This is a genomic window from Diaphorobacter sp. MNS-0, assembly GCF_019602835.1.
Classification (GTDB): Bacteria; Pseudomonadota; Gammaproteobacteria; order Burkholderiales; family Burkholderiaceae_C; genus Diaphorobacter; species Diaphorobacter nitroreducens.
The window spans coordinates 927,983-951,569 of sequence record NZ_CP080761.1 but is presented as its reverse complement, the minus strand read 5'-3'; the positions used below and the strand labels follow the sequence as shown (position 1 = coordinate 951,569).

At 68.0% G+C, this 23,587-nt stretch carries 19 protein-coding genes and 1 pseudogene; 11 read left to right on the top strand and 9 right to left on the bottom strand.

The window, feature by feature from the left end; translation table 11 throughout:
- Positions 1 to 50: 50 nt before the first annotated feature.
- The 6 genes from K2L43_RS04535 to serA form a co-directional block, all read right to left on the bottom strand.
- Positions 51 to 1,055 carry a Tim44 domain-containing protein gene (locus K2L43_RS04535; protein ID WP_047350043.1) on the bottom strand — a complete coding sequence of 335 codons (1,005 nt, stop codon included), beginning with the start codon at positions 1,053 to 1,055 and terminating at the stop codon, positions 51 to 53.
- A gap of 38 nt (positions 1,056 to 1,093) precedes the next feature.
- Complete coding sequence (gene ubiE / locus K2L43_RS04530; protein WP_012655775.1) at positions 1,094 to 1,825, bottom strand: bifunctional demethylmenaquinone methyltransferase/2-methoxy-6-polyprenyl-1,4-benzoquinol methylase UbiE; 732 nt, start codon at positions 1,823 to 1,825, stop codon at positions 1,094 to 1,096.
- A gap of 124 nt (positions 1,826 to 1,949) precedes the next feature.
- Entirely contained in the window at positions 1,950 to 2,366 is a 417-nt protein-coding gene (locus K2L43_RS04525) for a gamma-butyrobetaine hydroxylase-like domain-containing protein (protein WP_012655774.1), read from the bottom strand.
- A 163-nt stretch (positions 2,367 to 2,529) separates the two neighbouring features.
- A complete protein-coding gene (locus K2L43_RS04520; RefSeq protein ID WP_255580532.1) occupies positions 2,530 to 3,021 on the bottom strand; it encodes an HIT family protein in 492 nt (163 codons plus the stop codon).
- On the bottom strand, positions 3,018 to 6,941 hold the full coding sequence (locus K2L43_RS04515) for an FAD/FMN-binding oxidoreductase (RefSeq protein WP_220638591.1): 3,924 nt from the start codon (positions 6,939 to 6,941) through the stop codon (positions 3,018 to 3,020). The genes K2L43_RS04520 and K2L43_RS04515 overlap by 4 nt, the downstream gene beginning before the upstream one ends.
- A 192-nt stretch (positions 6,942 to 7,133) precedes the next feature.
- Positions 7,134 to 8,363: a phosphoglycerate dehydrogenase gene (gene serA / locus K2L43_RS04510; RefSeq protein ID WP_041835901.1), complete on the bottom strand. Its 1,230-nt coding sequence runs from the start codon at positions 8,361 to 8,363 to the stop codon at positions 7,134 to 7,136.
- 311 nt (positions 8,364 to 8,674) lie between these two features.
- Between serA and ugpB the strand changes: the two are divergent.
- The 6 genes and pseudogenes from ugpB (at position 8,675) to K2L43_RS04480 (ending at position 16,318) form a co-directional block, all read left to right on the top strand.
- A pseudogene (gene ugpB / locus K2L43_RS04505) lies at positions 8,675 to 9,988 on the top strand (sn-glycerol-3-phosphate ABC transporter substrate-binding protein UgpB).
- A gap of 130 nt (positions 9,989 to 10,118) precedes the next feature.
- Positions 10,119 to 11,000 (top strand): sn-glycerol-3-phosphate ABC transporter permease UgpA, encoded by an 882-nt coding sequence (gene ugpA / locus K2L43_RS04500; protein ID WP_012655769.1) that lies wholly within the window; start codon positions 10,119 to 10,121, stop codon positions 10,998 to 11,000.
- A 2-nt stretch (positions 11,001 to 11,002) separates the two neighbouring features.
- Positions 11,003 to 11,851 (top strand): sn-glycerol-3-phosphate ABC transporter permease UgpE, encoded by an 849-nt coding sequence (gene ugpE / locus K2L43_RS04495; protein ID WP_047349979.1) that lies wholly within the window; start codon positions 11,003 to 11,005, stop codon positions 11,849 to 11,851.
- A 63-nt stretch (positions 11,852 to 11,914) separates the two neighbouring features.
- Positions 11,915 to 12,922 (top strand): sn-glycerol-3-phosphate import ATP-binding protein UgpC, encoded by a 1,008-nt coding sequence (locus K2L43_RS04490; protein WP_012655768.1) that lies wholly within the window; start codon positions 11,915 to 11,917, stop codon positions 12,920 to 12,922.
- A gap of 25 nt (positions 12,923 to 12,947) precedes the next feature.
- Entirely contained in the window at positions 12,948 to 13,697 is a 750-nt protein-coding gene (gene ugpQ / locus K2L43_RS04485) for a glycerophosphodiester phosphodiesterase (RefSeq protein WP_012655767.1), read from the top strand.
- A gap of 98 nt (positions 13,698 to 13,795) precedes the next feature.
- On the top strand, positions 13,796 to 16,318 hold the full coding sequence (locus K2L43_RS04480) for a DUF3772 domain-containing protein (RefSeq protein ID WP_220638590.1): 2,523 nt from the start codon (positions 13,796 to 13,798) through the stop codon (positions 16,316 to 16,318).
- A 72-nt stretch (positions 16,319 to 16,390) separates the two neighbouring features.
- Here the strand turns inward: K2L43_RS04480 and K2L43_RS04475 are convergent, their stop codons facing one another.
- Both K2L43_RS04475 and K2L43_RS04470 read right to left on the bottom strand, forming a co-directional pair.
- Entirely contained in the window at positions 16,391 to 17,284 is an 894-nt protein-coding gene (locus K2L43_RS04475; protein WP_220638589.1) for an N-formylglutamate amidohydrolase, read from the bottom strand.
- 10 nt (positions 17,285 to 17,294) lie between these two features.
- Positions 17,295 to 18,281: a tripartite tricarboxylate transporter substrate binding protein BugE gene (locus K2L43_RS04470; RefSeq protein ID WP_041835900.1), complete on the bottom strand. Its 987-nt coding sequence runs from the start codon at positions 18,279 to 18,281 to the stop codon at positions 17,295 to 17,297.
- A 117-nt stretch (positions 18,282 to 18,398) separates the two neighbouring features.
- On the opposite strand from K2L43_RS04470, the gene K2L43_RS04465 reads away from it, so the two are divergent.
- Positions 18,399 to 19,301, top strand: coding sequence for a LysR substrate-binding domain-containing protein (locus tag K2L43_RS04465; protein WP_123675060.1), 903 nt, complete (start codon positions 18,399 to 18,401; stop codon positions 19,299 to 19,301).
- Between the two features lies 1 nt (position 19,302).
- Here the strand turns inward: K2L43_RS04465 and K2L43_RS04460 are convergent, their stop codons facing one another.
- A complete protein-coding gene (locus K2L43_RS04460; protein ID WP_220638588.1) occupies positions 19,303 to 19,581 on the bottom strand; it encodes a hypothetical protein in 279 nt (92 codons plus the stop codon).
- 74 nt (positions 19,582 to 19,655) lie between these two features.
- Between K2L43_RS04460 and hemA the strand changes: the two genes are divergently transcribed.
- From hemA to grxD, 4 genes are all read left to right on the top strand, one after another.
- Positions 19,656 to 20,966: a glutamyl-tRNA reductase gene (gene hemA / locus K2L43_RS04455; protein ID WP_220638587.1), complete on the top strand. Its 1,311-nt coding sequence runs from the start codon at positions 19,656 to 19,658 to the stop codon at positions 20,964 to 20,966.
- A 113-nt stretch (positions 20,967 to 21,079) separates the two neighbouring features.
- The gene (prfA, locus tag K2L43_RS04450; RefSeq protein ID WP_012655760.1) at positions 21,080 to 22,183 is read left to right on the top strand and encodes a peptide chain release factor 1; all 1,104 of its coding nucleotides are present in this window, start codon (positions 21,080 to 21,082) and stop codon (positions 22,181 to 22,183) included.
- 57 nt (positions 22,184 to 22,240) lie between these two features.
- On the top strand, positions 22,241 to 23,083 hold the full coding sequence (gene prmC, locus K2L43_RS04445; RefSeq protein WP_220638586.1) for a peptide chain release factor N(5)-glutamine methyltransferase: 843 nt from the start codon (positions 22,241 to 22,243) through the stop codon (positions 23,081 to 23,083).
- A 54-nt stretch (positions 23,084 to 23,137) separates the two neighbouring features.
- Positions 23,138 to 23,467 carry a Grx4 family monothiol glutaredoxin gene (gene grxD / locus K2L43_RS04440; RefSeq protein WP_220638585.1) on the top strand — a complete coding sequence of 110 codons (330 nt, stop codon included), beginning with the start codon at positions 23,138 to 23,140 and terminating at the stop codon, positions 23,465 to 23,467.
- Positions 23,468 to 23,587: the final 120 nt, after the last annotated feature.

The following is a 23,587-nucleotide window of genomic DNA, read 5'->3' as shown; positions in this document are numbered from 1 at the left end:
GCGCAGCAGGCTTTTTCGCCGTGCGCCGCCCGGTTCCAGCGGCGCCATGCTTACTGCAGCGCCTGCACGCCCGCAACCAGCCAGCCGCTGGCGCCGTTCTTGGGCTTGGTCATGTTCCAGACCTCGCGGAACGGGCTCGGGCCGGCCGAAGGCTCCTCGCGGATCATGCCGGAGAACTCCACGCTGGCCATGTAGCCGTCGCCCAGGTCCTCGATGCCCAGCAGTTGCGCCTCGAGCATGATCACATCGGTCTGATTGGGCTGCTGGTCGCCGCGGTGCGATTCGCGCTCGTTGAGCTGCGTGCGAATCTCGTCAACCATGCTGTCGGTCATCATGGAGCGCAGCGTGGCGACGTCCGAGCGATCCCATGCGGCCTGCAGCGTGGTGAAGTTGCGCTTGGCGGCCGACAGGAAGCCTTCGGTGTCGAAGCCGGCCGGCACGCCCCAGTTCTGCGAACCCGACAGCGCCGAGCCGATGATCCCGCCGGTAGCGGCAGCGGCCGGCGCCTGGAAGGCCATCCCGCCGCGCTCCCACGGGCGGGCGGACGCGTCGTTACCCACCTTGTCCGGGCTGTACTGGCGCGGCATGCGCGCATCTGCGGCGGGCGCGGAACCCGCGCCCTGGAAGGCGAAGGGCGAGGCGTTCACCGGTGCGCCCGCGGATTTGCGCGCACGCATGACCATGCCGACCACCACCATGACCACCAGTGCCAGCAGGGCGATCAGCAGGAACTGGCCGAACTCTGCGCCCAGGCCCAGCGAGCTGGCCAGCCAGGCCAGGCCCAGGCCCGCGGCCAGGCCGCCCAGCATGGCGCCCCAGGGCTTCCTGGGGGCGGCTGCGGCGGTATTGGGCGCCGCGGCGGGCTTGGCCGCAGTGGTGCCTGCCGCATTCTGCGTGGGTGCGGCAGGAGCGGCGGGGGGCGTCGCAGCGTCGCGCTGGGTCACGTTGCTGGACTGCTTGCCGATGGATTTGCCACCCCCGAGACGGCGCGCATCCGCATCCAGATGCACGACCGCCAACATGGCGACCAAGACCACTGACCACAGTTTCATCATGGCTTCTCCGAAATATCGATAGTTTTCAATGAACTCTTTCAGCACTTGATTCCAACATGCAACGCGACGATGCCGCCGGTCATGTTGTGATAGTCCACATGCCCAAAGCCACTTTGCTGCATGAGGGATTTGAGCTCTTCCTGGCCCGGGTGCATGCGGATGGACTCGGCCAGGTAGCGGTAGCTCGAATCGTCGCCCGCCACCAGCTTGCCCAGCCGCGGCAACACCTGGAACGAATACCAGTCATAGGCCTTTTCCAGCGGCTTGGCCACGCGGGAAAACTCCAGCACCAGCAGCCGGCCGCGCGGCTTGAGCACGCGGCACATCTCGCGCAGCGCAGCGTCCTTGTGCGTCATGTTGCGCAGGCCGAAGGCCACGCTCACCAGGTCGAAGTGGTTGTCAGGAAACGGCAGGTGCTCGGCATCGCACACCGTCGTGGGCAGCACCACGCCTTCGTTGATCAGCCGGTCGCGTCCCACGCGCAGCATGGCCTCATTGATGTCGGTATGCACGACGCGGCCCGTGGCGCCCACTTTCTTGGAAAAGGCCAGCGACAGGTCGCCCGTGCCGCCCGCGATGTCCAGCACCTGGTCGCCCTCGCGCAGGTTGGCCACCATGACGGTGTAGGCCTTCCAGGCGCGGTGCAACCCGGCCGACATCAGGTCGTTCATCAGGTCGTACTTGGGCGCGACAGAATCGAACACGCCGCGCACGTGGCGCGCCTTGTCCTCTTCCTGAACCGACTGGAATCCGAAATGCGTGGTACTCATACCACGATGCTAAGCGCCCACTGACCATGCGTACAGCGGCAACCCCGCATGCGCCTAGGTCATCTGTCGCTATTTAGGCTAAAGCGTGGCGCGGCGCGGCCACGCGGGCGGGCCGTGCTGCGCCTCAATGCCCGCCGCAGCCGTGGCCGCCGGCCTTGGGCGCCATGGGTGCATCACGGTCCACGCCGGCGGCGGCCAGCCGCTCGGCATAGTCTGCCCACAGCGCCTGCTCGTCACGGCCCAGTTCGTACAGGTAGTCCCACGAGAAGATGCCGCTGTCGTGCCCGTCGGAGAAGGTGGGCTGCACAGCGTAGTTGCCTACGGGCTCCAGCCGCGTCAACGTGACGTCGCGTTTTCCGGTCTGCAGCACCTGCTGGCCCGGCCCATGGCCCTGCACTTCGGCCGAGGGGGAATACACGCGCATCAGCTCGAACGGGATGCGAAAGTGTGCGCCGTCGGAAAACGTCACCTCCAGCACGCGCGACTGCTCGTGCACCGTGATGGATTGGGGCATGGGCGCGCCCGCCGTCAGACCTGCCATGGATTTCACCTGCGCAATGAAAAGGAATGAACACCGGCGGCGGAGACCGCGCACCGCCGCCCTGCCGCTATTGTCCGCCGCCGGAGCCAAGGCGGCGCGATGCGAGCCAAATCAGCCCCCAGCGCCCAAGGGGAAAGCGCTGGCAGCTATCAATTGATGAGCATCACTGCTCACCCAGGTCGGCCCAGCGCTCCAGGCGCTCGCGCATCAGCGCGTGCAGGGCGGGCAAGCGCTCGGCCACCAGCGTCTCGCGCGCGGTGTCGCACTCGCGCTGCGGGTGCGCCCAGACGGGTGCGGGGAAGTGGCTGTCCCACTCGTAGCGCGCGATCACGTGCCAGTGCAGGTGCGGCACCACGTTGCCCAGGCTGGCCAGGTTGATCTTGGCCGGCGCCAGTTGCTCGCGCAGCGCCTGCTCCACCAGCGTCACGGCCTCCATGCAGTGCTGGCGGTCGGCGGGGGAGAGGTCCGAGAATTCCGCCACATGGTCCACCCAGATCACGCGGTAGAAGGCCGGAAAGCCGGCCTCCTGCGCATGGATCACGCGCAGCTTGGCGCCGCGCCAGACCAACGCACCCGCGTCGGAGTCACACAGGGGGCACGCGCCAGCGCCACCCGTGGTAGGCGCGGACATGCCGGGCATGGCGGACTGGCTCATACCAGCACCCGCTCGATGCCGCCGGCGTTGGCGCGTTGCACGTACTCGGGCAGCCAGTTCTCGCCCAGGATCTGCTTGGCCATCTCGATGACGATGTAATCGGCTTCCAGCAGGCCGGTGGACAGGTCGTCCTGGTAGCGCGAGATGCCCTGCAGGCAGCTGGGGCAGCTGGTCAGGATCTTGATGTTGTCCTGCGCGCCCACCGCGCCGCTGGAACGCAAGGCCGCCTCGCCCTTGCGGATTTCCTCGGTCTTGCGAAAGCGCACCTGGGTGGAAACATCGGGGCGCGTCACGCCCAGCGTGCCCGACTCGCCGCAGCAGCGGTCGCTCTTGAGCACCTTGTCGCCCACCAGGGCGCGCACGGTCTTCATCGAGTCGCCCTGCTTCATCGGGTTGTGGCAGGGCTCGTGGTACAGGTAGCCGCCCTGCCCCGCGGGCAGGGTGATGCCCTTTTCCAGCAGGTATTCGTGGATGTCGATGATGCGGCTGCCGGGGAAGATCTTGTCGAACTGGTAGCCCTGCAGCTGGTCGTAGCAGGTGCCGCACGAAACCACCACGGTCTTGATGTCCAGGTAGTTCAGCGTGGTGGCCACGCGGTGGAACAGCACCCGGTTGTCGGTGATCATCTTCTCGGCCTTGTCGAACTGGCCGCTGCCGCGCTGCGGATAGCCGCAGCACAGGTAGCCCGGCGGCAGCACGGTCTGCACGCCGGCGTGCCAGAGCATGGCCTGCGTGGCCAGCCCCACCTGGCTGAACAGGCGCTCGGAGCCGCAGCCGGGGAAGTAGAACACCGCCTCCGTGTCGGCCGAGGTGGCCGCCGGGTTGCGGATGATGGGCACGTAGTCCTTGTCCTCGATGTCCAGCAGCGCGCGCGCCGTCTTGGTGGGCAGGCCACCGGGCAGCTTCTTGTTCACGAAGTGGATCACCTGCTCCTTGACCGGCGCCGTGCCCACGGTGGCGGGCGGGTGCGCGGTCTGCTTGCGGCTCACGCTGCGCAGCACGTCCACGGCCATACGCTGGGCCTTGAAGCCTACGTTGACCATGCCCGCGCGCAGCAGCTTGATGGTGTCGGGGTTGGTGGCGTTGAGCATCGCCATGGCCATCTTGTTGCCGGGGCGGAAGCTTTTCTTGCCCATCTTGCGCAGCAGGTTGCGCATGTTCATGGTCACGTCGCCGAAGTCGATCTTGACCGGGCACGGCGAGTAGCACTTGTGGCACACGGTGCAGTGGTCGGCCACGTCCTCGAATTCCTGCCAGTGGCGGATGGACACGCCGCGGCGCGTCTGCTCTTCGTACAGGAACGCCTCGGCCAGCAGCGAGGTGGCCAGGATCTTGTTGCGCGGGCTGTACAGCAGGTTGGCACGCGGCACGTGCGTGGAGCACACGGGCTTGCACTTGCCGCAGCGCAGGCAGTCCTTCACGCTGGCAACGATGTCGCCGATGTCGCTCTGCTGCATGATCAGCGACTCGTGCCCCATCAGCCCGAAGCTGGGCGTGTAGGCGTTGGTCAGGTCCGCGAACATCAGCGAGGTGCGCGAGCCTTTATGCGCCAAATGGGCCTGCAGTGCTTGCCCGTCCTGCGCGAGCAGCTCCTGATTGCGTAGCAGCTTGCCGCGGTTGAAGCGGCCTTGCGGGTCCACCTTGCGCTTGTACTCGGCGAACGGCGCCAGTTCCTCGTCGGTCAAAAACTCCAGCTTGGTGATGCCGATGCCGTGCTCGCCCGAGATCACGCCACCCAGGCTGCGCGCCAGCACCATGATGCGCGCCACCGCCTCGTGCGCGGTCTGCAGCATGGCGTAGTTGTCGCTGTGCACGGGGATGTTGGTGTGCACGTTGCCGTCGCCGGCGTGCATGTGCAGCGCCACCCACACCCGGCCCTTGAGCACGCGCTTTTGCACGTCGCCCAGCGCCTGCATGAGAGGCTCGAAGTCGCTGCCGGTGAAGATGTTGCGCAGCGGATCGCGGATCTGCGTCTTCCAGCTGGCCCGCAGGCGGTGGTCCTGCAGCTGAGGGAACAGTTCTTCCACGCGCTGCAGCCAGTCCTGCCAGAGCGCGCGCGTCTCGCGCACCAGGGCCAGGGCCAGGGCCAGCTTTTCCTCCAGCAGCTCGGGCGAAGGCAGCTCGCCGCCCGCCTCGGGCTTGCCCAGCGGCAGGTTGCCGCGCGCGAGAAACTCCTCCAGCGCGTCGGCCAGCTCGATCTTGTTGCGCAGGCTGAGTTCGATGTTGATGCGCTCGATGCCGTCGGTGTACTCGGCCATGCGCGGCAGCGGGATCACCACGTCTTCGTTGATCTTGAAGGCGTTGGTGTGGCGGCTGATGGCGGCCGTCTTCTTGCGGTCGGCCCAGAACTTCTTGCGGGCCTCGGCGCTCACCGCCGTGAAGCCCTCGCCGCTGCGGCTGTTGGCGATGCGCACCACCTCGGCGGTGGCGCGGGCCACGGCATCAGGGTCGTCGCCCACGATGTCGCCCACCAGCAGCATCTTGGGCAGGCCGCCGCGCTTGGACTTGGTGGTGTAGCCCACGGCGCGCAGGTAGCGGTCGTCCAGGTGCTCCAGGCCCGCCAGCAGCACGCCGCTGCGCTTTTGCTCGGCGAACATGAAGTCCTTGATCTCCACGATGCTGGGCACGGCGTCCTTGGCGTTGCCAAAGAACTCCAGGCACACGGTGCGCGTGTGCTCGGGCATACGGTGCACGATCCAGCGCGCGCTGGTGATCAGGCCGTCGGTGCCTTCCTTTTGCACACCGGGCAGGCCGCTGAGGAACTTGTCCGTCACGTCCTTGCCCAGGCCCTCCTTGCGGAAGGTGTTGCCCGGGATGTCCAGGCGCTCGGTGCGGATCGGCGTCTTGCCGTCGGCCTGGAAGTACTGCAGTTCGAAGCTGGCGACGTCGGCGTCGTGGATCTTGCCCAGGTTGTGCCCCACGCGGGTGACCTCCAGCCACTGCCCTTCAGGCGTCACCATGCGCCAGCTGGCCAGGTTGTCCAGCGCCGTGCCCCACAGCACGGCCTTCTTGCCGCCCGCGTTCATGGCGATGTTGCCGCCGACGCACGAAGCCTCGGCGCTGGTCGGATCCACGGCGAACACGAAACCGGCGGCCTCGGCCGCGTCGGCCACGCGCTGGGTGACCACGCCGGCCTCGGTCCAGATGGTGGCCACCTCGGCGTCCAGGCCCGGCAGGCGGCGCATCTGCACCTCGGTCATGGCCTCGAGCTTTTCGGTGTTGATGACGGCGCTGCGCCAGGTAAGCGGGATCGCGCCCCCCGTGTAGCCGGTGCCGCCCCCACGCGGGATGATGGTCAGTTCCAGCTCGATGCAGGCCTTGACCAGCGCGGCCATCTCGGCCTCGGTGTCGGGCGTGAGCACCACGAACGGGTATTCCACGCGCCAGTCGGTCGCATCGGTCACGTGCGATACGCGCGACAGGCCGTCGAACTTGATGTTGTCCTTGGCGGTGTGGCGGCCCAGGCGGCGCGCCACCTTCTTGCGCAGGTCGCTGGCCTCGACCAGCGTGGCGTCGAACTCGTCGATGGCGCGGCGCGCTGCGTCCACCAGCACGCCCACGCGGCGGTCGCGCTCGGCGTCTTCCTGCGGCAGGCGGCGCTTTTCGATCTCGGCCATGCGGTGCTGCAGCGCATCCACCAGCAGCTTGCGCCGGGCGGGGTTGTGCAGCAGGTCATCTTGCAGGTAGGGGTTGCGCTGCACGGCCCAGATGTCGCCCAGCACCTCATACAGCATGCGGGCGGATCGGCCCGTGCGGCGCTCGCGGCGCAACTGGTCCAGCACATCCCAGGCGGAGGCGCCCAGCAGGCGGATCACGATTTCCCGGTCGGAAAACGAGGTGTAGTTGTACGGAATTTCGCGCAAACGGGCAGGCTCGGCGCCTTGCGTCTGCAGGGCGGCCAGCGCAATCGGAACATTCATGGGATCAACCTGGGTTGGGCGTGCAGGGCGCCCTCGTGCCTCGGGGTCGGGATTTTAAGCCAGTGCCCGTTACCGCACTGTCCTGCCCGTAGAGCCCCGCCACTGGCGCGGGGCGGCCAAGGACGGGCAAGAGCCAAATCAGGCTCCAACGCCCGTCCATTCAGCGCAAGCAGCTATTAAAATAATAGCTATTTAATACAGCACGCGGCTGCGGATGGTGCCGGGCACCTGGGCCAGCTTCTCCAGCGCCAGGTCGGACGAGCGCGCGTCGAGGTCGATCACCACATAGCCGATCTTCTCGTTGGTCTGCAGGTACTGCGCCGCGATGTTGATGTGGTTGTCCGACAGGATGCTGTTGATCTGCGAGAGCACGCCCGGCACGTTGTGGTGCACGTGCAGCAGGCGGTGCTTGCCGGCATGCTCGGGCAGCGCCACCTCGGGGAAGTTGACCGACGAGGTGCTGGTGCCGTTGTCGCTGTACCTGACGAGCTTTTCCGCCACCTCCAAGCCGATGTTGGCCTGCGCCTCCATGGTGGAGCCGCCGATGTGGGGCGTGAGGAGGGCGTTGTCCAGCCCGCGCAGCGGCGAGACGAACTCGTCCTTGTTGCTCTTGGGCTCCACGGGGAACACGTCCACGGCCGCGCCCAGCAAGTTGCCACCCTTCAGCGCCTGGGCCAGGGGGTCGATCTCCACCACCGTGCCGCGCGAGGCGTTGATGAGGATGCCGCCCGGCTTCATGGCCGCGATCTCGGCGGCGCCAATCATCCACTGGGTGGAAGGCAGCTCAGGCACGTGCAGGGTCACGATGTCGGCCTGGCCCAGCAGCTCGTGCAGCGAACCGACCTGGCGCGCATTGCCCAGCGGCAGCTTGTGCACCACGTCGTGGAAGATCACGTGCATGCCCAGCGCCTCGGCCAGCACCGACAGCTGGGTGCCGATGGAGCCGTAGCCCACGATGCCCAGCGTCTTGCCGCGGATCTCGTAGGCGTTCGTGGCGCTCTTGAGCCAGCCGCCGCGGTGGGCCGCGGCGTTCTTCTCGGGCACGCCGCGCAGCAGCAGGATGGCCTCGGCCAGCACCAGCTCGGCCACCGAGCGGGTGTTGGAATACGGCGCATTGAACACGGCGATGCCGCGCTCGCGCGCAGCGTTCAGGTCTACCTGGTTGGTGCCGATGCAAAAGCACCCCACGGCCACGAGCTTGTGCGCATGCGCGAACACGTCCGCCGTGAGCTGCGTGCGCGAGCGGATGCCAATGAAGTGCACGTCGGCGATCTTGCGGCGCAGCTCCTCGCCCTCCAGCGCCCCGGCCAGCACCTCGACCTGCGTATACCCCGCGGACCGCAACACTTCCACCGCGGAGGGATGGATGCCCTCCAGCAACAGGAACTTGATCTTGCTTTTATCCAGGGAAGTCTTGGCCATGGCGTGCAAATTGAGAGGAGATGAAAACACCCAGGCGGCGCGCGCCGCTGGACAGGAGAGGGGATCATTGTGCAATGCACAAATCCCTGTCGGCATCCATGCGATTGCCCGCGGCGGCCCATGCATGCCCCCAGCGCGGCTGGATGTTTGTCACAACACCGTCATGCCAGTGACACAATTCGTCACCCAAGCGCCGCGGGGTTTACCCCGTTGCTGCGCTTTTTGCAGTGTGCGAGAACGACACATTCCTGTCACGGAACGCGACCACCATCGCCGCTTTCCTGCCTATCGTCTATCAACGAGGAGTATTCATGCAGATCAAACACTTGGCGCTGGCCGCCGCAGTGGCCGCCACCAGCCTGGCCGCACAAGCTCAAACAGAGATCCAGTGGTGGCACTCCATGACGGCTGTCAACAACGAGTGGGTCAATGACCTGGCCAAGCAGTTCAACGAGAGCCAGAAGGAGTACAAGGTCATCCCTACCTTCAAGGGGTCGTATGACGAAAGCATGACGGCCGCGATCGCCGCGTTCCGCTCGGGCAACGCGCCACACGTCCTGCAGGTGTTCGAGGTGGGTACGGCCACGATGATGGCCAGCAAGGGCGCCACCGTACCCGTGGGCAAGGTGATGAAGGACGCGGGCGCTGCCTTCGACCCCAGCGCCTACATCCCCGCCGTGGCTGCGTACTACACCGACCCCAACGGCCAGATGCTGAGCTTTCCGTTCAACAGCTCCACAACCATCTTTTATTACAACAAGGACGCCTTCAAGAAGGCCGGCCTGAACCCCGACAAGGCTCCCGCCACCTGGCCCGAAGTGTTCGAGGCTGCCAAGAAGCTCAAGGCCAGCGGCCACAGCTGCCCCATGACGCTGGCCTGGATGGGCTGGACGCAGCTCGAATCGTTCTCCGCCTAGCACAACGTGGAGTTCGCCACCGAGAAGAACGGCCTGTCGCCCAACGGCTACAAGGCCCGCATGAAGATCAATTCGCCGCTGCACGTGCGCCACATCGACAACCTGTCGCAGGCCGCCAAGGCGGGCGAGTTCGTCTACAAGGGCCGCGGCTCGGCGGCCCAGGCATCGTTCACCTCGGGTGAGTGCGCCATGATCCAGACGTCGTCGGGCTTCTACGGCGACGTGGCCAAGAACGCCAAGTTCGCCTACGGCCTGGCGCCCCTGCCCTACTACCCCGACGTGAAGGGTGCACCGCAGAACACCGTGATCGGCGGCGCATCGCTGTGGGTCATGGCCGGCAAGAAGCCCGCCGAATACAAGGGCGTGGCCAAGTTCTTCGAGTTCCTGTCCGACACCAAGGTGCAGGCCGCCAGCCACCAGCGCACGGGCTACCTGCCCATCACCATGGGCGCGTATGAGCTGACCGACAAGTCCGGTTTCTACGCCAAGCACCCCGGCACCGACACGGCCGTGAACCAGATGGTGCGCAAGGTGACCGACAACTCGCGCGGCATCCGCCTGGGCAACTACGTGCAGATCCGCACCATCGAGGACGAAGAACTCGAACAGGTGTGGGCCGGCAAGAAGACGGCCAAGGAAGCCCTAGACTCCATCGTGAGCCGCGGCAACGAACTGCTGGCGCGCTTCGAGCGCTCTTACAAGAAGTAAGCCCTGTCATCCGTGACGGGCGAGGCGTTCCCATGAACGCCCCTTCGGTCAGCGGCCCCTGCCTGGGGGCCGCTTTTCCTTTTCCCGCTGGTGCAGCCTTGCGCCAGCGGTTTTCTCGTTTGTGAACGTCATGGAAAAACGCGTACTTTTCCGCTCGGCGTGGCTGCCCTGGGTGTTGATCGCCCCGCAGTTGCTCATCATCGGCATCTTCTTCTTCCTGCCCGCGGGCCAGGCCATCCTGCAGTCCTTCCAGATGGAAGACGCGTTTGGCATGAGCACCGAGTGGGTGGGGCTGGACAATTTCAAGCAGCTTTTCGACGATCCGTCCTATCTGGAATCCTTCCAGCGCACGGCGCTGTTCTCGGTGCTGGTGGCGGGCATCGGCATCGTGGTGTCGCTGGCGCTGGCCATCTTCGCGGACCGCATCGTGCGCTTTGCCATGGTCTACAAGACCCTGCTCATCGTGCCCTATGCCGTGGCCCCGGTGATCGCGGGCGTGCTGTGGGTGTTCCTGTTCTCGCCCTCCATCGGCGTGGTGACCTACTACCTGGGTGAGCTGGGCTACGGCTGGAACCACATGATGAACGACAACCAGGCGATGACGCTGATCGTCATCGCCTCGGTGTGGAAGCAGATCTCCTACAACTTCCTGTTCTTCCTGGCGGGCCTGCAGTCGATTCCGAAGGCGCTGATCGAGGCGGCCTCCATCGACGGCGCGGGTGCATGGCGGCGCTTCTGGAACATCCAGCTGCCGCTCTTGTCGCCCACCACGTTCTTCCTGCTGGTGATCAACATCGTGTACGCCTTCTTTGACACCTTCGGCATCATCGACGCGGCCACGCAGGGCGGGCCGGGGCAGTCCACGTCCATCCTCGTCTACAAGGTGTACCAGGACGGTTTCAAGGCGCTGGACCTCGGCGGCTCGGCGGCGCAGTCCGTGATCCTGATGCTGATCGTCATCGCGCTCACCGTGGTGCAGTTCCGCTACGTCGAGAAGAAAGTGCAGTACTGACCATGATCGACCGTAACCCCTGGCTCAATTTCATTTCGCACGCCGTGCTGGTCCTCGGCGTGGCCATCGTGGCCTTCCCGCTGTACCTGGCGCTGGTGGCCTCCACCCACACGGCGGATGCCATCGTGCAGTCGCCCATGCCGCTGCTGCCGGGCAGCCACCTGTGGGAGAACTACCAGGCCGCGCTGTTCGGCTCGGGCAAGCTGGGCTTCAACACCAACGTGGTGCACATGATGTGGGTGAGCTTCGTGGTGGCCATGGTCATCACCGTGGGCAAGATCGCCATCTCGCTGCTGTCGGCGTTCGCCATCGTGTACTTCCGCTTCCCGTTCAAGATGCTGTGCTTCTGGGCCATCTTCGTGACGCTGATGCTGCCGGTGGAAGTGCGCATCCTGCCCACCTACAAGGTGGTGGCAGACCTGGGCCTGCTCAACAGCTACGCCGGCCTCACGCTGCCGCTGATCGCCTCGGCCACCGCCACGTTCCTGTTCCGCCAGTTCTTCCTGACGGTGCCCGACGAGCTGGTGGAGGCCGCGCGCATCGACGGCGCCGGGCCCATGCGCTTTTTCAAGGACGTGCTGGTGCCGCTGTCACGCACCTCGATCGCTGCGCTGTTCGTGATCCAGTTCATCTACGGCTGGAACCAGTACCTGTGGCCGCTGCTGATGACCACCTCCGAAGACATGTACCCGGTGGTGATCGGCATCAAGCGCATGCTGGCCGGCGGCGAGGCCGCCGTGGACTGGAACATCGTGATGGCCACCGCCATCGTCGCCATGCTGCCGCCCACGGCCGTGGTGATCCTGATGCAGAAGTGGTTCGTCAAGGGCCTGGTCGACACCGAGAAATAAACATCCAAACCGGCTGTAGCGCCCACCCTTCAAGCGCAAACAGCTATTGATTAAATAGCACATATGGCATCCCTTACCCTCACCAACGTCGTCAAGCACTACGGCAGCGGCAAGCAGATCGTGCCCGTGATCCACGGCGTCAACGCCGAGATCCGGGACGGCGAGTTCATCGTCATCGTCGGCCCCTCGGGCTGCGGCAAATCCACCCTGCTGCGCATGGTGGCCGGCCTGGAGGAAATCACCGGCGGCACCATCGCCATCGGCGAGCGCGTGGTCAACAACCTGGAGCCCGCCAGGCGCGACATCGCCATGGTGTTTCAGAACTACGCCCTGTACCCGCACATGAGCGTGTTCGACAACATGGCCTACGGCCTGAAGATCGCCAAGGTGGCCAAGGACGAGATCAAGGCGCGCGTGGACAAGGCCGCCAAGATCCTCGAACTGGGCCACCTGCTGGAGCGCAAGCCGCGCCAGCTCTCGGGCGGCCAGCGCCAGCGCGTGGCCATGGGCCGCGCCATCGTGCGCCAGCCCCAGGTGTTCCTGTTCGACGAGCCGCTGTCCAACCTGGACGCCAAGCTGCGCGCGCAGACCCGTATCGAAATCCAGAAGCTGCACCGCGAACTGGGCATCACCAGCCTGTTCGTGACCCATGACCAGGTGGAGGCCATGACGCTCGCGCAGCGCATGATCGTCATGAACGCCGGCAACATGGAGCAGTTCGGCACGCCCGAGGAGGTCTACCACACACCGGCCTCCACCTTCGTGGCCAGCTTCATCGGCTCGCCGCCGATGAACCTGCTCAACCACGCGCCGGGCGCCCAGCCCGGCACCACGCTGGGCATCCGCCCCGAGCACCTGGACATCACCGCCGACGGCGGCTGGGCCGTGCAGGTAGAGACGGTGGAGCTGCTGGGCGCCGAGCGCCTGGTGTATGGCCGCGTGGGCGACGAACAGCTCATCGTGCGCATCGAGGAAGGCGCCCCCGCGCCACAGCCGGGCGACACCATCCACGTCACGCCGCGCGCCCACCGCCTGCACACCTTCGATGCCGGCACCGGCAAGCGCCTGTAGCACCCGACCGCCTGGAGCACCGCGCATGACGACACCTTCCGCCTGGCCCTACCCCCGCTGGATCGCCCACCGCGGCGCCGGCAAGCTGGCGCCCGAGAACACGCTGGCCGCCTTCCGCCTGGGCGCGCAGCATGGCTACCGCATGTTCGAGTGCGACGCCAAGCTGAGCAGCGACGGCGTGGCCTTCCTGCTGCACGACGCCACGCTGGAGCGCACCACCAACGGCCACGGCACCGCAGGCGATCAGCCCTGGGGCACGCTGGCCCAGCTGGACGCCGGTGCCTGGCATTCGCGCACGTACGCGGGCGAGCCGCTGCCCACGCTGGAGCACCTGGCGCGCTGGTGCATCGCCAACGGCCACTTCCTCAACATCGAGATCAAGCCCACGCCCGGCACCGAAGCCGAAACCGGCCGCGCCGTGGCCGCGCTGGCGGCACGCCTGTGGCACGGCCAGAGCGTGCCACCGCTGCTCACCTCGTTCAAACCGCAGGCGCTGGCCGGCGCGCGCGAGACCGCGCCGCATCTGCCCCGCGGCCTGCTGCTGGACCAACTGCATGACGGCTGGCTGGACACTGCGCGCCAGTGGGGCTGCGTGGCCGTGGTCTGCAACCATGCGCTGTGGAGCGCCGCCACCGTGGCCGAGGTACACCTGGCCGGCATGCGCGCCCTGAGCTACACCGTGAACGACGACTGGGCCGCCCAGCGGCTGCTGGCGCTGCACACCGACGGCATCATCACCGACCGCGTGGACCTGTTCAGCCCCGCCGGGGCCTGACGCGGCGCCACCCGTCCACGCCGGCGGGCCGTGCCGGGCACGCCACTCGCGCTGCCGTCTGGCAAGGCCGGGGCCGCTCGACAGCGGACAATGCGCGCATGCATCGCCTTTCCCGCACCGGCGTGCGCCCGCTGCGCCGCCGTCTCCCCCCGCAGAGCGCACGCCACCTTTGGCAGTGGTTGGTACTGGCCTGCTGCCTGTGGCTGGGCGGCACGCCCGCCCTTGCCCAGACCCGGCCCGCTGCGGCCACCGCCTCCGACGCGGCCAGCGCGGTGGACACGCTAGGTGAGGACAACGCCCCCCTGCCCTCGGTGGATGAACTGCGCAAGCAGCTCGACGCCATTCCCGCAAAGCTCGGCGAGGAGGACGACGGCCGCAAGCTGCTGACCGAGCTGGCCGCCATCGGCACCGCGGCCGAGCGCGTGGTCGCCCAGCGCACCAGCGACCTGGCGGACCTGGACCGCCGCCTGGAAGGCCTGGGCCCCACGCCCGAAAAGGGCGCACCGGCGGATGCGCCCGACGTGGCCGAGCAGCGCACCGCGCTGAACAAGCAGCGCGGCGTGATCGATGCGGAACTCAAGCTCGCCCGCCTGGTGGCCGTGGATGCCGAGCAGCGCAGCGCGGAGATCGGGCGCCAGCGGCGCGCGCTGTTCCAGGCGGCCCTCACGACGCGCGTCGATTCGCCACTGGCCCCCGCCTTCTGGCGCAGCCTGCGCTACGCCGCGCCCGGCGACAGTGCGCGGCTGCAGGCGCTGGGCGCCAACCTGCGCCGCGCCGTGCAGGCCACGCTGGACTCGCCGCGCCGCGGCACCTTCCTGGGTTACCTGGCCCTGGCCGTCGCCCTGGCCGTGGGGGGCACCTGGCTGGCGGAGCGTGTGCTGGTGCGCGCGCTGCCCGCGCGGCTGCCAGCCACCCGGCTGCGGCGCACGCTGCTGGCGGCGGCGGCGGTGGTGGCGAACGTGCTGATCGTCAGCGCTGCGCTGCAACTCGCGTGGAGCGGCGTCAAGCTCGGCGGCGTGCTGGACGAGGACGTGCGCGCCGTGCAGCAGGCCAGCCTGCGTGCCGCGGCCTACGCCACCTTCGTTATCACGCTGGGGCACGCGCTGCTGTCGCGCCGGCGCAGCTCCTGGCGGCTGCTGCCCATCTCCGACGCGCTCGCCCGCCGGCTCAGCCCCTTCCCGTGGTGGATCGCGGCACTGTCGGCGCTGGGCGGACTGGTCACGCAGGTCAACGCCATCGTGGGCGCCAGCCTGGCGGCCGAAGTGCTGGTGCACGCCGTGTCCGCGGTGTTGCTGTCGGTGACGGTGGCCGTCGCGCTGGGCCGGCTGCGGGCAACGCCCCAGGCAGCGGATGCGGCCGATGGCGCCACCGACGCGGCGCCCGCGGAGAAGGCGGGCCGCCCCCTCTGGGTGGGGCTGATCCTGGCCAGCGCGGGCCTTGCCGCGGCCGCGGCCGCGCTGGCCGTGGTGCTGGGCTTCGTGGCGCTGGGCGGCACGCTGGCGCGGCAGATGGTGTGGTCGGGCGTGGTGTTTGCCACCACCTATCTGCTGATGCAGTTGGTGGACGACCTGTGCGACGCGTTGCTCTCCTCCCACGGCGGCCTGGGCGCGCGCATCCACGCCGCGCTGGCCATCGACGCCCAGTTGCTGGACCAGGCCGCGGTGCTGCTGGCCGGCGTGCTGCGTGTGGCGCTGTTCTTCTACATGGCGATCGCGCTGATGGCGCCGCTGGGCACCAACCCGGACGAGCTGTTCCGCCGCGGCAGCAAGCTGGACCACAGCCTGCAGATCGGCGACTTCACGCTGGCGCCCCAGGCACTGCTCACGGCGCTGGCGGTGATCTGTGCGGGCTTCCTGGCGATACGCATCGTCAAGCGCTGGCTCAGCGACCGCTACTTCCCCCACACATCGCTGGAGCCGGGCATGCGCAGCTCCATCGTCACGCTGCTGGGCTACGTGGGCGGCGTGGTGGTGATCGCCGTGGCGCTGGCGGGCCTGGGGATCAGCGTGGAGCGCATCGCCTGGGTGGCGAGCGCGCTGTCGGTGGGCATCGGCTTCGGCCTGCAGGCCATCGTGCAGAACTTCATCTCGGGCCTGATCCTGCTGGCCGAACGGCCGGTGAAGGTGGGCGACTGGGTGGTGCTGGGCGACACCGAGGGCGACGTGCGCCGCGTGAACGTGCGCGCCACCGAGATCCAGCTGGGCGACCGCTCCACGGTGATCGTGCCCAACTCGGAATTCATCACCAAGACCGTGCGCAACATGACGCTGGGCAGCGCCCAGGGCCGGGTGCTGCTGCGCCTGCCCGCACCGCTGGACACCGACGCGCGGCGCATGCGCGAGCTGATCCTGCAGGCCTTTCATGCGCACGAGGACATCCTGGAGAGCCCCGCGCCATCGGTGACGCTGGAAGGCATCCAGAGCGGCACGCTCACCTTCCTGGCGATCGGCTACGTGAGCAGCCCGCGCAACGCGGGAGGCGTGCGCAGCGACGTGCTGTTCGCCATTTTGGAGGCGCTGCGCGACGCGGGCCTATCGCTGTCGCCTCCAGCCACCACCTCGGTGGCGCAGGCGCCGCGCGACGCCGCCCAGGAGGCGCCGCCGCTGTCGGAGCGCGTCTGAACGGCGCCTGATTCGCTCCTGTTTCAATAGCTGTTAGCGCTTATCAGACAAGCGCTACAGGCCAATTTTGCTTCAAACCGACAGCTGCGACCGCACATAGCCCGCCACCACTCCCAGCAACTGGTCCAGGTGCTGCTGCAGCGGTGCAAAGCCGGCGTTGGGCGCACGCGTGTCCTCGTCCATGTACACCGGGCGGCGGATCTCAATCTGCAGGCTGTGGCGCCCCAGGTGCGGCTGGCCGATGCGGCCGATCAGCTCCACACCCTTGTAGGGCTCGTTCAGCGCCACGCTGTAGCCAAAGCCGCGCAGCTGCTCGGCGATCAGGTGCACGAACTCGGGCGCGCAGGTGGTGCCGTCGCGGTCGCCCAGCACGAAATCGGCCAGCGGCGGCGCGTCCGTGCGGCCCAGGCGCCGGTACACGTCATTGGGCATCGAATGCAAATTCAGGTGCCACACGCGGCCAAAGCGCTGCACGCTCGCGTCGATCGCCTGCTGCAGCTGCGCATGGTAGGGGCGCCAGTAGCCCTCGATGCGCCGCTGCACCTCGGCCACCGTGCGCGCACGCGCATACAGCGGCGTGGCCACGCCGTCCTTGCTGATCTGCTGCCAGACCAGGCCCAGGCCCTGGCGCGTCTTGGGGCCGGGAGCGAGCGGCACGGGCCACGCGCCGTCGATCTGCGCGGGGTCCAGGTCCGTGTCGGCCCGGTTCACGTCGATGTAGGTGCGCGGGAAGGTCGCGGCGATCAGCGTGGCACCGTGCGCGGGCGCGGTATGCCAGAGGCGGTGCACGTGCGTGTCCTCGCCGCGACGCAGCAGCGCCAGCGGCACGGCGTGGCCGAAATCGTCGGGGTAGGCCGTGCCGCTGTGGGGCGAGTCGCACACCAGCGGCAGCGGCTGCCCCGTGGGTTGCCAGACCTCGACCGGGGTGTCCGGCCGAGGGCTCAGGTCGTCATGCAACGCTGTCAAAGGCGCACCATCAGTCCAGCTTGATGTTGGCGCGCTTGGCCACGGCCGTGTAGCGCGCGATGGCGGCGTCGATCTGCTTGGCAAACTGCTCGGGCGTGTTGGCCATGGATTCGCCGGAGATGCTCTTTTGCTTCTCCAGGTAGTCGGGCTGGGCCATGGCCTTGTGCGCGGCGGCGTTCAGCTTGGCGATGATCTCCTTGGGCGTGCCCGCGGGCGCCACCAGGCCGAACCACCCGCCGTCACCCATGCCGGCGTAGCCCAGCTCGGTGTAGGTGGGCACGTCGGGCAGCACGGGGCTGCGCTTCAAGGCCAGCACGGCCAGCGGGCGCAGCTTGCCCGACTGGATGTTGGCCAGCGTGGAGGGCAGGTTGTCCGTCATCGCGTTGACCTGGCCCGCCAGCGCATCGGTCGCGGCCTGGCCCGCGCCCTTGTAGGGGATGTGCAGCAGGTCGATGCCCGCCAGGTTCATGAAGTTCTCGATGTTGGCATGGCCCAGCGAGCCCGTGCCTGGCGAGGCAAAGGTGTACTTGCCGGGGTTGGCCTTGGCCAGCGCCACGAACTCCTGCATGGTCTTGGCGGGCACGCTGGGGTGCACCACGAAGACGCTGGGCACGCTCATCACGTTGGTGATGGGGGCGAAGTCCTTCACCGCGTCATACGGCAGCTTGGCGTAGATGGCGGGGTTGGCGCCGTGGGTGCTCACCGTGGCCATGCCGATGGTGTAGCCGTCCGGTGCCGCCTTGGCGATGGCGTCGGCGCCGATGGAGCCGCCGGCTCCGCCCTTGTTGTCCACCACCACGGCCTTGCCCAGGATGGGGCCCATCTTGTCGGCCAGCAGGCGGGCCACCATGTCGGTGGAGCCGCCGGGCGCGAACGGCACGATCAGCTTGATGGGGCGGTTGGGGTAGTCGCCCGCCTGGGCGTGCGCCAGGGGTGCGAAGGCCGCAGCGGCGGCGCAGGCAGCCAGGGTGGACAGCAGGGTGCGGCGCAGTGCCATGGAGATCTCCTCGGTATTTGAATGAATGGGGGCAGGCCCATTCTTGAGCGCCCCCGCGTTGACGAAAAGCGACAAAATGGCGGCAATCCATTACCAACGCTCATCCATCAGCCATCCATGCGCATCCACTCGCCGTCGCTGCCCGAACTGCACGCCTTTGCCGTCGCGGCGCGGCTGGGCAGCTTCTCGCAGGCGGCCGATGAACTCAGCGTGACCCAGGGCGCCATCAGCCGCGCCATCGCCCGGCTGGAGGAGCACCTGGGCGTGGCGCTGTTCGCGCGCGAGGGCCGGCGCAGCGTGCTCACGCGCGCGGGGGCCGACTACCTGCAGGCCGTGGGCCCGTCGATCGCCACCATCGAATCCGCCACGCTGGCCGTGCGCACGCGGCGCAACCCGCGCCAGTTGCGCCTGTCGGTGGCGCCCACGCTGTTCAGCCACTGGCTGATCCCGCGTCTGCCCGATTTCCACGCGCGCCACCCCGGCATCGCACTGTCGTTCGCACCCTACCGGCGCGACGACCCTCTGAGCGCACCTGAGATCGATGCCTGGATCCGTGTGGGCCGCGCCGACTGGCCTGCGGGCATCGCGGCCGACTACCTGGTGGGGCGCGAGCTGGTACCCATCTGCCGCCCGGCCGATCTGCAGGGGCCCCAGGCCATCCGCGCACCGGCCGACCTGCTCGCGCGGCCGCTGCTGTTCCACACGAACTACCCGGACAACTGGGCGCACTGGTTCGCCGGTGTGGGCTGTGTCCACGGGCCGCTCACGCCGGCGGCGGACTTCGAGTTGGTGTCGCTGCTGGTGCAGGCGGTGATCGCCGGCCTGGGCGTGGCGGTGGTGCAGCGCGCGCTGGTGGAGCCGGAGCTGGCCGCCGGGCGCATCGCCATCGCCATCGACCACCCCGTGCTGCTGGACCGCGGCTACCACCTGTGCATTCCGACGGGGCGCGCGCCCAATCCGGCCCTGGACGACCTGCGCGGCTGGCTGCTGGCGCAGGCGTGCGGACAGGGCGGGAGTTGAATCAGCCGCGCCAGGCGCGCAGCAGCAACCACTGGCTGGTGGCGCAGGCCGCCGCCAAGCCGGCGTAGGTGGCCATGCGGCCGTCGCGCCCCAGCAGCACCAACCCCGCCACGAGGACGCAACACCCCACTGCAAAGTTGATAGCTATTGGCGCAATCCAGCCGTGCGCTCTGGCCAGTTTTCGCATAAAGACGTGGCTGCATGCCACCAGCAGCACGGCGACCGCCAGCGCCGGTGCGGTGAAGTTCAGTAGATGGTTGAGGGCGAGCAGCAGGTCCATGGAGTCATGATGCAGATCAAGCCATTGGCGCGGTGGCCTGCCTGAGTGCGCGGCGGATTTTATAATCCCACCCCATGGCAGTCTGGGCCCTCGGCATCAACCACCACACCGCTCCGCTCGATCTGCGGGGCCGGTTCGCGTTCGCCCTGGACCAGATCGCACCCACGCTGCACGGGCTGCGCGATTCGCTGTCCAGCGCCTCGGGCCGCCACCCGGGCGTGGAGACAGCCATCATCTCCACCTGCAACCGCACCGAGATCTACTGCGCAGCCGAGGCCCCGGCGCTGGACCACACGCTGGACTGGCTGGCCCACAGCGGCGGCGTGAGCCCCGCGCTGCTGCGTTCGCACTCCTACAGCCTGGAAAACGGCCTCGTCGCCCGCCACGCCTTCCGCGTGGCCAGCGGGCTTGATTCCATGGTGCTGGGCGAGGCCCAGATCCTCGGCCAGATGAAGGACGCCGTGCGCGCCGCTGAAGGCGCAGGAGCGCTCGGCACCACGCTCAACCAGCTCTTTCAGCGCAGCTTTGCCGTGGCCAAGGAGGTGCGTACCAGCACCGACATCGGCGCACACAGCATCAGCATGGCCGCCGCGGCCGTGCGGCTGGCCGGCCAGTTGTTCGAAGACCTGACGAAGATCCGCGTGCTGTTCGTGGGCGCGGGCGAGATGATCGAGCTGTGCACCACGCACTTCGCGGCCAAGACGCCCCAGCAGATCACGATCGCCAACCGCACGCTGGAGCGCGGAGAAAAGCTCGCCACGCGCTTTGGCGGCGAGGTCATGCGCCTGGCCGACCTGCCCGACCACCTGCACGAGTTCGACGCGGTCATCAGCTGCACCGCGAGCACGCTGCCCATCATTGGCCTGGGCGCCGTGGAGCGCGCGCTGAAAAAGCGCCGCCACCGCCCCATCTTCATGGTGGACCTGGCCGTGCCGCGCGACATCGAGCCCGAGGTCAAGCAGCTCGAAGACGTGTACCTGTACACCGTGGACGACCTGGCCAGCGTGGTGCAGACGGCACAGGCGCATCGCCAGGCCGCCGTGGCGCAGGCCGAGGCCATCATCGACGCGGGCGTGCAGAGCTTCGTGCACTGGATGGAGCTGCGCAGCCCCGCCACGCAGAACGGCGGCGTGGTGCCGCTGATCCAGCAACTCAACTCCCAGGCTGACGAATGGCGCGCCCTGGAAATCGCCCGCGCCAAGAAGCGCTTGGCCAAGGGCGAGGACATCGAGACCGTGCTTGAGGCGCTGTCGCGCGGCCTCACGCAAAAGATGCTGCACGGCACCATGGCCGAGCTGCGCGCGGGCGATGCCGAAGCGCGCGCCCAGACCGCACAGGCCGTCTCGCGCCTGTTCCTGCGCTCGCACAGCAAAAACGGGCTGTAGCGGCGCTCGCTCGCGCACCCCTGATTTCATAAGCCCCATCGGCCTACCGCGCTTACCAGACAAGCGCAAGCAGCTACCAGACTGGTAGCAAAACCCTTCTTTCACACCCCTTGATGAAACCCTTTCTCCGCAGCCAGCTGGAACGCTACGCGCAACGCCTGCAGGAACTCGACTTCCTGCTCTCGCGCGAAGACATCATGGCGGACATGCAGCAGTACCGCAGCATCTCGCGCGAGCACGCCGAGGTCACCCAGGTCGCGGGCCGCTACGCCCGCTACCAGCAGCGCGAGGCCGACCTGGCCGGCGCGCGGGAGATGCTGGAAGACCCCGACATGGCCGAGATGGCGCAGGAGGAAATCCACGCCGCAGAGACCGAACTCGTGCAGTTGGAGGACGAGCTGCAGCGCCTGCTGCTGCCCAAAGACCCCGACGACGAGCGCAACGCCTTCATCGAAATCCGCGCCGGCACGGGCGGCGACGAATCCGCCCTGTTCGCGGGCGACCTGGCGCGCATGTACACGCGCTACGCCGCCACCGTGGGCTGGAAGGTCGAGGTCATGAGCGCCAACGAGAGCGAGATCGGCGGCTACAAGGAAGTGGTGCTGCGCATCGAGGGCCAGCCCGGGACGGGCCCCTCCGGTAGCGGTGTGTACGGCGCACTCAAGTTCGAATCCGGAGGCCACCGCGTGCAGCGCGTGCCCGCCACCGAGACCCAAGGCCGCATCCACACCAGCGCCTGCACCGTAGCGGTGATGCCCGAGCCCGACGAGCACCAGGCCATCACGCTGAACCCGGCGGACCTGCGCATCGACACCTTCCGCGCCAGCGGCGCGGGCGGCCAGCACATCAACAAGACCGACTCCGCCGTGCGCGTGGTGCACCTTCCCACCGGCATCGTGGCCGAGTGCCAGGACGGGCGCAGCCAGCACAGCAACAAGGCCAAGGCGCTGCAGGTGCTGCAGGCGCGCATCCAGGAAAAGGAACGCAGCGAGCGCGCCGCCAAGGAGGCCGCGCTGCGCAAGGGCCTGATCGGCAGCGGCGACCGCAGCGACCGCATCCGCACCTACAACTTTCCGCAGGGGCGCCTCACCGACCACCGCATCAACCTCACGCTGTACAAGCTGCTGGCCATCATGGAGGGCGACTTGGGCGAGGTGCTGCAGGCCCTGCAGCATGCGCGCGAGGCCGAGCTGCTGGCCGAACTGGGTTTGGAGTGATTTTGGCCTCTAGCGCCCACGCAGCAAGCGCCAACAGCTATCCATAGAGAAGCACCCATGCCTTCACCCACGCTGGCCCAGGCGTTGACCCAGGCCCAAGCCGCAGGGCTGGGGCGCATCGACGCGCAGATGCTGCTGCTGCATGTGCTGGGGCGTGCGCCGGCCGACCGCGCCTGGCTGCTGGCGCACGACGGCGACACGCTGCCCGCGGCGGCCATGGAACAGTACGCCGCGCTGTGCGCGCGCCGGGCCAAGGGAGAACCCGTGGCCTACCTCCTTGGGCGCAAAGAGTTCTGGGGCCTGCCGCTGTCCGTAGACGCGCGCGTGCTGGACCCGCGCCCGGACACCGAGACACTGGTGGCGTGGGCGCTGGAGGTGCTGGCCACCCGCGCCGCGCCGCGCGTGGCCGATCTGGGCACGGGCAGCGGGGCCATCGCCCTGGCCCTGCAGCATGAGCGCCCCGATGCCCAGGTGCTGGCCGTGGACGCCAGCGCCGGCGCGCTGGCCGTCGCCCGCGCCAATGCCGGGCAGTTGGGCCTGCCCGTGCGCTTCATCCAGGGCAACTGGCTGCATGGGGTGGATGGTCCGTTCGATGCCATCGTCAGCAACCCGCCCTACATCCCCGCGCAGGACCCGCACCTGGCCGCGCTCACCCATGAGCCGCTGTCCGCGCTGGCCAGCGGCGCCGACGGCCTGGAGGACATCCGCACCATCGTGGCGCAGGCGCCTGCGCGGCTGGCGCCCGGCGGCTGGCTGCTGCTGGAGCATGGGTGGGACCAGGCCGAGGCCGTGCAAGCACTGCTGCGCGACACAGGCTTTGACCAGGTGCAAAGCCGCCACGATCTGGCCGGCATAGCCCGATGCTCCGGCGGGTCAATGCCCGGCGGCGCCCCGCAGTGAAATAATCCCCCCATCGCCGCCCTGCCCCAGGGCGCCCCCCTTCAGGAGAACCCCATGAGCGACGTCCAGCAATGCATCGACCAACTGGTCAAGACCAACGACATTCTGCTGTTCATGAAAGGCAACGCCAGCTTTCCGATGTGCGGCTTCTCGGGCCGCGCCGTGCAGATCCTCAAGGCCTGCGGTGTGGACCCCAAGAACATCGCCACCGTGAACGTGCTGGACGACCAGGAAATCCGCCAGGGCATCAAGGACTACAGCCACTGGCCCACCATCCCCCAGCTCTACGTGAAGGGTGAGTTCATCGGTGGCTCGGACATCATGATGGAGATGTACGAATCCGGCGAACTGCAGCAGGTGCTGGGCACCGGCGACGCCGCCTGAAGCGCCGCGTCCTGCCGCCAATGGACCAACCGCCCACACCGGGCGGTTTTTTTATGTCCGCCGGCGCGCGCAGCGCCCCGCCACGCGGGCCCGCTACACTTGGCGGCACCTGGCCCCGTG

Excerpts from the sequence above, each read along its gene's own strand:
- K2L43_RS04535 (WP_047350043.1), bottom strand. The coding sequence starts at position 1,055 with ATGATGAAACTGTGGTCAGTGGTCTTGGTCGCCATGTTGGCGGTCGTG.
- ubiE (WP_012655775.1), bottom strand. The coding sequence starts at position 1,825 with ATGAGTACCACGCATTTCGGATTCCAGTCGGTTCAGGAAGAGGACAAG.
- K2L43_RS04525 (WP_012655774.1), bottom strand. The coding sequence starts at position 2,366 with ATGGCAGGTCTGACGGCGGGCGCGCCCATGCCCCAATCCATCACGGTG.
- K2L43_RS04520 (WP_255580532.1), bottom strand. The coding sequence starts at position 3,021 with ATGAGCCAGTCCGCCATGCCCGGCATGTCCGCGCCTACCACGGGTGGC.
- K2L43_RS04515 (WP_220638591.1), bottom strand. The coding sequence starts at position 6,941 with ATGAATGTTCCGATTGCGCTGGCCGCCCTGCAGACGCAAGGCGCCGAG.
- serA (WP_041835901.1), bottom strand. The coding sequence starts at position 8,363 with ATGGCCAAGACTTCCCTGGATAAAAGCAAGATCAAGTTCCTGTTGCTG.
- ugpA (WP_012655769.1), top strand. The coding sequence starts at position 10,119 with ATGGAAAAACGCGTACTTTTCCGCTCGGCGTGGCTGCCCTGGGTGTTG.
- ugpE (WP_047349979.1), top strand. The coding sequence starts at position 11,003 with ATGATCGACCGTAACCCCTGGCTCAATTTCATTTCGCACGCCGTGCTG.
- K2L43_RS04490 (WP_012655768.1), top strand. The coding sequence starts at position 11,915 with ATGGCATCCCTTACCCTCACCAACGTCGTCAAGCACTACGGCAGCGGC.
- ugpQ (WP_012655767.1), top strand. The coding sequence starts at position 12,948 with ATGACGACACCTTCCGCCTGGCCCTACCCCCGCTGGATCGCCCACCGC.
- K2L43_RS04480 (WP_220638590.1), top strand. The coding sequence starts at position 13,796 with ATGCATCGCCTTTCCCGCACCGGCGTGCGCCCGCTGCGCCGCCGTCTC.
- K2L43_RS04470 (WP_041835900.1), bottom strand. The coding sequence starts at position 18,281 with ATGGCACTGCGCCGCACCCTGCTGTCCACCCTGGCTGCCTGCGCCGCC.
- K2L43_RS04465 (WP_123675060.1), top strand. The coding sequence starts at position 18,399 with ATGCGCATCCACTCGCCGTCGCTGCCCGAACTGCACGCCTTTGCCGTC.
- K2L43_RS04460 (WP_220638588.1), bottom strand. The coding sequence starts at position 19,581 with ATGGACCTGCTGCTCGCCCTCAACCATCTACTGAACTTCACCGCACCG.
- hemA (WP_220638587.1), top strand. The coding sequence starts at position 19,656 with ATGGCAGTCTGGGCCCTCGGCATCAACCACCACACCGCTCCGCTCGAT.
- prfA (WP_012655760.1), top strand. The coding sequence starts at position 21,080 with ATGAAACCCTTTCTCCGCAGCCAGCTGGAACGCTACGCGCAACGCCTG.
- prmC (WP_220638586.1), top strand. The coding sequence starts at position 22,241 with ATGCCTTCACCCACGCTGGCCCAGGCGTTGACCCAGGCCCAAGCCGCA.
- grxD (WP_220638585.1), top strand. The coding sequence starts at position 23,138 with ATGAGCGACGTCCAGCAATGCATCGACCAACTGGTCAAGACCAACGAC.